This window comes from Leptolyngbya sp. Heron Island J (genome assembly GCF_000482245.1).
Taxonomy (GTDB): Bacteria; Cyanobacteriota; Cyanobacteriia; order Phormidesmidales; family Phormidesmidaceae; genus Leptothoe.
The window spans coordinates 1-10,788 of record NZ_AWNH01000083.1 but is presented as its reverse complement, the minus strand read 5'-3'; the positions used below and the strand labels follow the sequence as shown (position 1 = coordinate 10,788).

8 protein-coding genes, 2 pseudogenes and 1 riboswitch are annotated in these 10,788 nt (G+C 47.7%); of the genes and pseudogenes, 7 read left to right on the top strand and 3 right to left on the bottom strand.

What is annotated here, in order from left to right:
- Both N836_RS77665 and N836_RS76710 read left to right on the top strand, forming a co-directional pair.
- Positions 1–417 (top strand): annotated as a pseudogene (locus N836_RS77665) (IS701 family transposase); the annotation flags it as partial.
- Positions 418–535: 118 nt separating this feature from the next.
- Positions 536–611: riboswitch (Glutamine riboswitch) on the top strand.
- A gap of 32 nt (positions 612–643) precedes the next feature.
- Entirely contained in the window at positions 644–793 is a 150-nt protein-coding gene (locus N836_RS76710) for a hypothetical protein (protein ID WP_023075076.1), read from the top strand.
- A gap of 291 nt (positions 794–1,084) precedes the next feature.
- On the opposite strand, the gene N836_RS62855 is transcribed toward N836_RS76710, so the two are convergent.
- On the bottom strand, positions 1,085–1,615 hold the full coding sequence (locus tag N836_RS62855) for a hypothetical protein (RefSeq protein ID WP_023075075.1): 531 nt from the start codon (positions 1,613–1,615) through the stop codon (positions 1,085–1,087).
- 338 nt (positions 1,616–1,953) lie between these two features.
- The gene (locus N836_RS62850) at positions 1,954–2,481 is read right to left on the bottom strand and encodes a GNAT family N-acetyltransferase (protein ID WP_023075072.1); all 528 of its coding nucleotides are present in this window, start codon (positions 2,479–2,481) and stop codon (positions 1,954–1,956) included.
- A 235-nt stretch (positions 2,482–2,716) separates the two neighbouring features.
- On the opposite strand from N836_RS62850, the gene N836_RS62845 reads away from it, so the two are divergent.
- From N836_RS62845 to N836_RS62830, 5 genes and pseudogenes are all read left to right on the top strand, one after another.
- The gene (locus tag N836_RS62845) at positions 2,717–3,403 is read left to right on the top strand and encodes a hypothetical protein (protein WP_023075071.1); all 687 of its coding nucleotides are present in this window, start codon (positions 2,717–2,719) and stop codon (positions 3,401–3,403) included.
- 48 nt (positions 3,404–3,451) lie between these two features.
- A complete protein-coding gene (locus tag N836_RS62840; protein WP_031293702.1) occupies positions 3,452–4,543 on the top strand; it encodes an agmatine deiminase family protein in 1,092 nt (363 codons plus the stop codon).
- Between the two features lie 112 nt (positions 4,544–4,655).
- Positions 4,656–5,150 (top strand): DUF302 domain-containing protein, encoded by a 495-nt coding sequence (locus tag N836_RS62835; RefSeq protein WP_023075068.1) that lies wholly within the window; start codon positions 4,656–4,658, stop codon positions 5,148–5,150.
- A 719-nt stretch (positions 5,151–5,869) separates the two neighbouring features.
- Positions 5,870–6,322: a DUF4158 domain-containing protein gene (locus N836_RS78240; protein WP_023075067.1), complete on the top strand. Its 453-nt coding sequence runs from the start codon at positions 5,870–5,872 to the stop codon at positions 6,320–6,322.
- Positions 6,323–6,340: 18 nt separating this feature from the next.
- Positions 6,341–8,821: pseudogene (locus N836_RS62830) on the top strand (Tn3 family transposase); the annotation flags it as partial.
- A gap of 199 nt (positions 8,822–9,020) precedes the next feature.
- On the opposite strand, the gene ltrA reads toward N836_RS62830, so the two are convergent.
- The coding region (gene ltrA, locus N836_RS62825) for a group II intron reverse transcriptase/maturase (protein ID WP_051394655.1) at positions 9,021–10,788 on the bottom strand (1,768 nt) is incomplete at its 5' end.

Sequence of the window (10,788 nt, the reverse complement as noted above, 5' to 3'; positions counted from 1 at the left end):
CGGAATTGGGTCGAATATGGTTTGAAACAAAGCAAGAATGAACTGGGATGGGCAGATTTTCGAGTAACGAACTATGCCCAAATTGAAAAGTGGTGGGAACTGGTTATGAGTGCCTACTTAATGGTAACGCTATACACTCCGCCCCTCCGCCCCGACGGGATCATTCCTCCAGAACAGGCTGATTCAACAGTGTTCTCATCGTTTCTCAAACACCGTTATTGGGAGGATGGAGAGGGTTGGAAGAGTTGGCTGAACAACCTACGCTTAATTCTTCTTCCTTGGGTTAGCTTTAACTTACTCAAGCCTTGGTTAGAGATTTTTTCCATTCCCCAATTAACAGAAGGGTTTGATTGTTTGATTGCATGGATGAACCAGTTTCCAGGGATAGCTGTTCCCATACAAGAGAGTCCTCCTTGAAAATCATCTCGCCAGAGTCATTAAAGAGCGATAGTCTGATTCTGTTATGAATTGTAGACATTTCAGCAATGCCTCTTGACTATTTAGGGTGTCCGTAACATATAATACAGACATAAATATCGTTCATCCTTTAGCTCTGAAAGCTTTGAGCATTAAAGGACGGAAGTAGGGACATTTTCCTGAAGGAACGCGCCTCTTCGATGCGTGTTTTTAGGAGGCGATTCTCATGGCATCTGATGTTTTAACCGCAACTGAATTAATTGCAGTACTGACTGTTTATTGTGTTGTATTTTGTCCGATTTTGTATTGGGTTATTGGTGGTTCGCTGCCGTTTAAGCGATCTTTAGATTCGCTGGAAAAGCAATCTCACGCGTAAGCGTAATCGAGCTTTGCTTTTATAGTGCTCACTCAATGCAGTCTGTTGCTGTGCCTGGGCTTAACTTTAACTTCTGTTTTGAACGTTAAGCCCTATGGCTGTCCAGGCAATAGGCATAGGCATAAATGCTGCCGTCAGCATTTGATTCACTAAACGTATTTAGAAGCTAGGAAACAGGTACAGGAGTCAGGGGTAGCAAAAAAGCCTTTGACTCCTGCTTTTTTTATTTCATCCACCCATCCACATTGGATAGTGGGCAAACTTATGCTGCAGCGTACTAGTTCGCACCCTCTAGTAAAAAATTGAATGATCAAAATAGCCACAATTAAGCACGCTGACATTCTGAGTCGTTACCGATAGATTTTGGTTGAGCGTGTAATTTTTATAAAGCTCGGCACTGAGACTATCTTGAGTGCTAGTGAAACAAAGATTACCTGAAACCACAAAGAATGTACCGCTATTCATCCGGCCAATATCTTCCTGGGGGATTAAGACCGGACCACTGCAGGTGGCAAGCGGCATAACCAGATAAGCTTCAATATAATCTTCACCACTAATTTCCATCGTGTTATAGCCAACGCTGGCCATGTCTTCACCTTGATACACCAAGGCCTCACATAGCTCACTGGCTAGTTCCTTATTCCCCCACCATGGTTGGTTTCTGAGCACCTGACCCGTAGCATCGCGGTCTAACTCAACACTGTAGGATGAACCATAGACATCAACAGTAACTGCTTCACTAGGGGAGCCATAGCTAGCTCCTGCTAGGGCAAATAGCGAAACGAAGCCTAACGTGGTCCCAATGAAGAGTCTGTCTAACATTCCTTAATTTCCTTGAACAAACTGTTACCTATATGCAGAACGCTGATGTGGTTTGCCGCTGATTTCACCTGAGTAAAGAACAGGTTATTTTCCAGGGTGGTTACGCTCCGGTTGGGGAGACTATGCACTATGGCATAGAACCTAACGAGAGTCATGGTTCTGATACGTTAAGTATTGCCCAATACTTTTTGGTGCTAAACAGAAAAACTTGATTTGCAATAATGCTTAATACAGCTGCTTACTTAAAAAAGTAGTCATGTCAGCATATGCTGATTGATTTGCAACAACAGCACTATCAGCTACAAATTTCCCTGCATCTAACCGACGTTTAACAAACTTCATTTCACCTTTAAAGTCTCCATCTGAGTTGTCTCCATGAACAGTTCTATGGGGTGAGACTTGAGAGCTAATTCTAGGCAACTACATGGATATCCAACATTGCTACCTTCAAATGTGTGGACAACCTGGAACCCTTCGCTGGCATAGAGCCGTCGTGCCCGTGTGTTGTTACTGAGTACGACTGTCCAGGCTTGTGGACCGGCCAGTTCCAGACCTAACTGTAGTAATTCTCGGCCAATGCCTTGTCTAAAGTACTCTGGATCTACATATAGCCAGGAGATCAGATTTTCGTCCACGCCGATAAAGCCAACAACTTGCTCGTGAATACAGGCAACAAATTTTTCGGAACGGTGGAAGTTGTCTCTGTCTTCCTGCTCGTCGGCCAGTGGCACTAGAGCCTGTGGATCACAGGAGTCTTCTAGCTCATAGGGCCGAGCGCGATCATGAATGGCACATACTGATGACCAGTCTTCATGGCAGTATGCTCGGAGCATAATTGGGGTGTGTAGGCTGGGGCTGGTAGACATAAGCACCTTGGCTGCTGTCGCTTGTACAACAATCCCTTAAGTATGGATTTCGGATGACTGGTGTACATTACCCGTCGGGGTACTTTATATCAGGGATGACTCAAAAAGCTGGGACGAGCTAATATGGCTAGGGTTTCACGGGGCCAATTTCTATAAGGCTACGAATTGACGCCTATTACTCCTCCGTCATTATTAAAAGAGTGAAACCGTACTAATTTCTTACCTTGCAACATTTATGGCCGTTAAGCTAGACACCGTAGTTCCCTTTGGTCGATCGTTTGATGAATATGTCAAAATGTTTAACCTGACACAGATAGAGCTACAACAGCCCATCCTCAGTGTTGCCGATGGTCCGGCCAGCTTTAATGCCGAAGGTACCAGGCTGGGCTATCACATCAAATCAGTCGATCCGCTTTATTGCTTTAATGCCATCCAGATTAAACAGCGGTTTGATGCTGTTGTTGACGATATCATTGGTCAGGTCGAAAATAGCCTTGATGACTGGGTTTGGAGCTATCATCGCTCTCCGAACGAGCTGCGTAAAAATCGTGAGGCCGCTATTAAATTATTTTGTGACGACTTTGAGCAGGGCAAGACTGCAGGCCGCTATGAAGTTGGGGAATTGCCTCAGCTCAACTATCCAGAGGCCGCCTATAGTTTGGGCCTATGTTCTCATTTTTTATTTCTTTATTCCGAGCAGTTTGACCAGACATTTCACCTGGATTCTATTTGTGAACTGCTGCGTGTTTGTCGGGAAGTACGCGTTTTTCCGCTGCTTAATCTGGCTCTCAACCCATCTCCCCATCTAGATCTTGTCATAACTCCTCTGACATCTATGGGATATCAATGTGATGTGCAATCTGTCGTCTATGAATTTCAGCGCCATAGCAACAAGATGCTAAAAATCACTAAAGAACCTTAAAAACTCTCTCTCGCTGCAGCGGCACTAATAAACTATTGGGAAAATGCTATGATAACCAGACGACAGTTTCTACAAAGGACTTCCCTATTTGCTGGAGGGATACTGATGGGATGTAGCGGTACAGCTGCCCAACAATGGTATATGCCTGATGAAGCCGCGCGCCATCTTCTCACCTGGATGGCCTTTGGGGCCAGCGAAAGGATATGGGGGAGACGACTATTGCCTGAGGTCAGGCGTAATCTAGTGACCCTGGCTCAAACAATTGCCCAGTATGAGCCGGTGTCCATGTTAGTTAGAGCTGACGAGTATGATCTCGCAAAGGAGTTGTTGGGTGCATCAGTTGAGCTGATTGTTTCACCCCTGGATGACCTATGGATACGCGATACGGGACCGCTATTTGTTCTTTCTAAGCAGGGACAAAAAGCAGGTATTGACTTTAACTTTAACGGCTGGGGCCAAAAGCAGGTCTATCAGCAAGATGCAGCTGTTGCTGCGTTTGTATCTCGCCAGGCCGGGGCAGAGGTGATTAATACGGACCTGGTGTTGGAGGGCGGCTGTATTGAGCTAGACGGTGATAGTACGGCCATCATTACTGAAAGCTGTGTGTTGAATGACAACCGCAACCCAGGTGTTGCCAAGGCTCAATTTGAAGACCAGCTGATGCCATTGCTGGGTCTAGAGAAGATTATCTGGCTACCTGGGATTAAGGGGCAGGATATTACGGATGGTCACACCGACTTCTATGCTCGATTTGCTAAACCAGGTGTTGTGCTGGCCGCTTATGAACCTGATCCTAGCTTTTTTGACCATGAGGTAACTAAGCAACACCTGGAGATATTGGCAGAGGCTACGGATGCTCAGGGGCGTTCGCTGGAAGTGATTGTCCTGGAAGCACCCACCACAGTTCGAGACGCCTATGAAACGCCCGAGTTTGCGGCGGGCTATGTGGGGTTTTATGTCTGTAATAGGGCTGTGATTATGCAAGAATTTGGAGATAATCGTGCGGATCAGGCGGCTCGGCAGTCGCTACAGCGGGCTTTTCCAGAACGTGAAATTGTAGCCATCAACCTTGATGCCATTGCTGCTGGCGGCGGCAGTATTCACTGTGCTACCCAGCAAGAACCGGCTGTCATTGGATAATCAATCGTGGTATTGACTGTTCCGTTACAGGGGCAATGCTTGCGATCGCTTTTGCCACACTGGCACCATAGTTATAGGCTGAAAACATAGTTTTGGTTTTACTCTCATCACTATGCACAAGATTTCAGCCGCTGTCAGTTTATTAGGATTAACCTTGCTTGTCGGCACTGTCTATTTTTCGCGTCAGAAAGCCATTGCCCAGGCGACAGCACCCACGGGCTTAATTGTTAAGGCCAGCCCTTACAGCGTTGAAGAAACGGAAACTCGGTTTAAGCAGATTCTAGAAGCTAGGGGATTAAACGTGTTTGCCACCGTTGACCATACCCAAAATGCATCTGGGGTTGGTCTGGAGCTACGACCTACCCGTGTCGTTATTTTTGGTAACCCTAAATTAGGCACCCCCCTGATGCAGTGCCAGCAGACCATTGCCATTGATTTACCGCAAAAGGTGCTGATTTGGGAGGATGAACAGGGTCAGGTACAGCTGGCCTACAATGACCCACAATATCTGGGCGGTCGTCATCGGTTGGATGGCTGTGGTGTAGAGGCGATTAAGACGATTACAGGCGCATTGAATAATTTGACCAATGGCGCGATCTCGCCTTAACCGCTCTTCAATGGTCTGCACCGGCTGTCTTTTATTACGGACAAAGAGAATATGTGCTTTTTCAAGAAGGCGTTATTGTCTAATGCATGACTTAACTCAACTGTAATCATCAGCACAATCCAAGAAAAATTGATGAGAATGTAAACAAACAGTAGGCTGACGAGCAAAAGCGAGCCTTAGATTTTATTTCCGTCTACAGTAAGCACATAGACGAAAGCTCTATTGCAAACGTTCTATGTCTAAACTTCTATCTAAGTAAGCAGAATCCTGTATTACTTAACCCTTTATATCTAACCTGGAGCCCTCCGTGAACCTGATGTTTATGGAGGGCTTCGTATTGGTGAGGATTTAAATCTTTTAGGCAACAGTAATATAGTTGCGGCTTGTGTCCCTATGCCACGGCACAAAGCCTTGGGAATAAGGATTTTATAGTATCCACATTTGCACAGGTAGGATAGCCTAAAAAATAGGTAGTTTCAGAGAACCAATGCTTGTGTCCTATTCTGCTGAAATCGAAGTCCAGATGCAGCGTTATTACCAGGGGTAATTGAAGCGAAGCTGCAACGAAGTGCAATAAGCCCAAAATGCTTGTTATGATTGAGTTTCAGGCACTAACTTTTGTAAATACAGGATGCGACTCAGCCTCTTAGTCATAAGTTTGGCTTATATGGCCTAATCTCGTTTTACGCTCACTGGAGATGTGATTCCAGGGGTCTACCATGAAACGCAAGTGGGAAAACGATGAACTCGTTGAGCATTGGACAATTGACGAAGACGATAGAGTGCTGATCTCCAATAAGCGAGGGGCCAATCGCTTGGGGTTTGCCTTGTTGTTAAAGTTCTTTCAACTGAAGGGTTACTTCCCAGAGAAAAAACATGAGATACCGAAGGTTGTACGTCTCTTTGTGGCCGAGCAACTGGACCTGGATGAGAGTCTCTACCAAAGCTATAACTGGGAGGGTAGAGCCCTCAAATATCATCGCGTTGAGATCCGAAAACGGTATGGGTTTCAACGCATGGGCAAACAGGATTTCGACGTTCTACGTCAATGGCTTATTGATCAGGTGTTGCCCCAAGAAGTCGATGTGCGACGGATGAAACAAGCCCTCTATGCCGAATTAAGAACCCGTAAACTTGAGCCACCGACCTACGCTCAAGTTGAGCGGACTTGAGTAGCCGCTCAACGCCAATTTGAAATCCAACTGTGTGAATCAATCATGACGCAGTTACCCGAGTCTTGCCGTCAGGCCCTAGATGCCCTGACCGGTCCCCAATCTGATTCCTATATCCTGGACCCAGCGGATATTGTGCTCAACTCGCTCAAGGCAGATGTCGGTGGTATCAGTCTGAATAGCTTGATAGCTGAAGTCTCAAAACTAAAAACGGTTCAGCAAGTCAAGGTACCCACGGATCTATTTAGCCATCTGTGTGAGAGTATTGTGGAACGCTATCGGTTACGGGTTGAAACAGAGACGCTGACTGAACTCCGCCGACATCCTGACCCGATTCGCTACACGCTCCTTGCGGCGTTCTGCTGGGTGCGCTCACAAGAAAGTATCGACAACATTGTTGAGCTGTTTCTACACCTGGTCCATCGCCTGGAAAGTCGCAGTAAGAAGCGAGCGTCTCAAGAGGTGGTTGCAAACGCCCAGAAAACCGACAACCGCGATACACTCTTGTATCAGATCGCGCTGGCGGCCTTATCTGAACCTGACGGATTGGTTAGAGAGGTGATTTATCCAGTGGCCAATGAGGAGCAGTTAGAACATGTGTTGGACCAGCTTGACGGGGCAGGTGGCACGTTTCAAGAGCAATTTCAGGCGAAGCTTCGCTCTGCCTACACTCACTACTATCGTCGCTTACTCCCGTTGATTCTGGAGGCTGTAGAATTTTGTTCCCATACTCCCAACCTGAGCCCTTTGATGGAGGCCATTGCACTGCTTAAACGCTACATCGATAAACCGCTTCAAGAGCCCTTTGCAGCCGATATTAATGTGCCGATGGACGGAGTTCTCAGCCCAGAAGGGCAGGCAGCCGTGATGACGACTCAGGCCAATGGTGAGCCTGAGATTGACCGTGCTGCCTATGAACTAAATGTCTTGCGCACAGTACGCGAAAAGCTTCGATGCAAAGAAGTCTGGGTAGCGGGTGCCAAGCGTTATTGCAATCCTGATGACGATTTACCTCAAGACTTTGAAACGCGGCGAAGCGAATACTATCAAGATCTCAACCAGCCGATGGAGGTCGATGACTTTATCCAACAGATTCAGCAGGAGATGACAGTAGTCCTGACGGAGCTGCATCAAGGGCTACCGGATAACCCCAAAGTGAAGATTTTAGAAAAGCGTGGTGGCTGGATTCAGCTGACACCCTTGTCAGAGCAGCCCGAGCCTGAACATCTTAAGGCGCTCAAGGAAGAAATCTCACGACGTTGGTCGGTGCTTCCTTTACTGGATGTCCTCAAAGAAACCGAATTTCGGCTCCAGTTCACCGAGCACTTTCGGAGCACGGCGAGTCGTGAAACCCTGGACCCTGCGGAGCTGCGCAAACGGCTACTGCTGTGCCTCTATGCCCTGGGCACCAACTTAGGCATCAAACGTATTGTCCATGGTGACCATGGTGTGGGCTACTTTGACCTTCATTACGTCCGTCGCAAGTTTCTCAGTAAAGCGGCACTGCGACAGGCCATTACTGATGTCGCCAATGCTATCTTTCGGGTCCGCTTGCCGCATATCTGGGGAGAAGCGACCACTGCCTGTGCTTCTGATTCCAAGCACTTTGGCACCTGGGACCAAAATCTCATGACCGAGTGGCATGCCCGGTATAAACGTCGAGGTGTGATGATCTACTGGCATATTGAGAAGAAAGCCGTGTGCATTTACTCTCAGCTCAAGCGGTGTTCTTCGTCAGAGGCCGCCTCCATGATTAAGGGCGTCTTGAGGCACTGCACCCAAATGTCAGTGGATAAAAATTATGTCGATACCCATGGTCAAAGCGAAGTCGGTTTTGCGTTCTGCCATTTACTGGGGTTTCAGCTGATGCCCCGCATTCGAGGCATTCATAAGCAAAAACTGTTTTTGCCTGAGAAAGGGCAGCTTCAGCAGTATCCGAATCTCAAAGCGATTGTCAAACGCCCTATCCGTTGGAAACTGATTCGTGAGCACTATGACACCATGGTCAAGTTTGCCACCGCTCTCAAGCAAGGCACGGCTGACCCCGAAGCGATTCTCTCTCGCTTTACCCGAAATAATGCTAAACACCCTGTCTATAAAGCCTTAGCAGAATTGGGCAGAGCTATCAAAACCATTTTCTTATGTCGCTATCTGCATGATGAGCGGGTCCGTCAGGAGATTCAGGAAGGCTTAAATGTGGTGGAGAATTGGAATAGTGCCAATGACTTTATCTTCTATGGCAAGAGCGGTGATTTCACCTCTGGCCATGTGGCCTTACAAGAGATCTCAATGCTCTGCCTGCATCTACTCCAAATTAGCTTGGTCTACATCAATACCTTGCTGATTCAACAAGTCCTGTCTGACCCCATCTGGATGCAAAAAATGGGGCCGAACGAACTTCGGGCACTGACACCGCTCATCTATGCCCATATCAATCCCTATGGCGTTTTTCGCTTAGACATGGCTGAGCGGTTACCGATTGAAGCCATGGCCAGTTAGCCATCTCAGTTTCCCCCAGCCTCCTGAAATGGTTGGGGTGATCTCACTCTAACAATAAGAGGGCAAAAGGTGGATGGAAATATAAGCTGAACTTATGAAAAAGACCCTGATTTTTGGGATTTTGGGGTTAACCTCTCGCTTATTGCACTTTGTTGCAGCTTGTCGGGTAAGAGGGCACACGTCGCCGTGTCCCCCTCCCCTAAGAACGGCTCGTGACAGTCATCCCATCAAGCCGCTCAAGCCTTAAGCCATTCAAAACCATATCCTCATTGTTGTGTAAATATTGATGGCAGGTATGATGAAGATGAACCAGATTCTCTTCACGTTCTCTGCCACCCTGTTTTACAGGCAACCGATGATGGGTGTGTAGAGCCTCTCCATTAAACAAGGCTTCATGACAGACTGGACATCGCCAGTTCTGGCTCTGAGCTACTTTGAAGTATTTAGAGCCTTTATCCCAATAGGTTTTCCCATATCGAGTATGGCGATGACGCCAGTAGTCTTGAAGTGCTGGGTCATCCGGTGAGGCCGTTCCTTTAACCTTGACATGGCGTTGAATCGGAATATCCGCCAGACGTATTAGCCTCAGCAGTTTTCGATTGCCCGCTCGGTCAGTGACGTTAGTGGCAAATGTCCACGCACGTCCCTTAAAGGTTTGGTAGTACTTCCTGATAATCCATCCCTTCGACTTGTTCGGATGACGCCGGCAACACCATTTCCAAAGTCCTCTCCAGAGCTGATGGTCCACGTAGCCAAACACGTCTTTACTGACACCATGTTTGTAGTAGTTGCCCCAACCTCGCAGAATGGGATTCAGGTGATGAATCACCGCCGCTGGAGAGACCGAGGCGTTTTGCTTCAACCAACTCCGTAGCCGCGCCAGGAAGGCCAACACCTTTTCCTTTTGCGGTCGGCAGAGACATTTCCCGTTGTAGTGCCGAAGCGAGAAACCCAAGAACGGAAACCCCTGTTGGATGTTCACGATTTGGGTCTTTTCCATGTTCAGCGCTAGCCCGCGTGGTTTAAGCCACGTCTGCAAGACAGGGACAATGGCTTCGATGTCTGCTCTTGTTTTCGCCGTTACCAGAAAGTCATCCGCGTAACGACAGTAGCCATAAGTTGGCGAAGTACGTTTGCGCGGAGACTGTGATTTTGCTTTTGAAGAAGGCTGGTAGGTTCGAGTTGTTGTGAATGACAGCAACAAGTCCTGCATCCCATTCAAGGCAATGTTCAACAATAAAGGTGAAAGCGGACCGCCCTGAGGCGTACCTTCGGGGGTAGCATGAAACATCTCAGCCTCTACATATCCTGCTTTGAGCCACTGCTTAATCAGCTCTCGACCTGGCACCGGGCCAATGGTGTCGAGGATAAAGCGGTGATCTACTTTGTCGAATGCACTCTTTAGATCCGCATCAAGTACCCAGGTATCACCGCCACCTTTAAGTCGTAGGAAGCACTGCTCAATGGCATCGTGACAACTACGACCAGGGCGAAAGCCATAACTGTGAGACTCGAAACGGGCCTCCCAATGAGGCTCAAGCGCATGCTTCACTATCGTCTGGGCAACTCGGTTTTCGAGGGCAGGAATGCCCAGTGGCCTGAGTTTTCCATTCGCTTTTGGAATGTAGATCCGTTTAGTCGGATGCACTTGCCAGAGAGAATGGTCTTGCAGTCGATTCACCAGTTGGACTCGTTGTTCAGAGGTTAAGGCAGTCTGGCCATCTAAGCCCGCTGTCTGTTTGCCCTGATTCTCTTGAGTCACACGCCGCACCGATAGCAGCAGGTTGGAGTAGCTCTTAAGCATCAGCTTCATCAGGCTGCGCACCCGATTCCACTGACCGTTTTGAGTAGCACGATAAATGCGGTATCTCAGGTTCCTCACCCGTTTCTTTACTTGCCCCCAGTTGATGGAGGTCCAGTGTTGAAGAGGCGTCCTTGCTCCGATGTCTGATGAGACTCTATCTTTC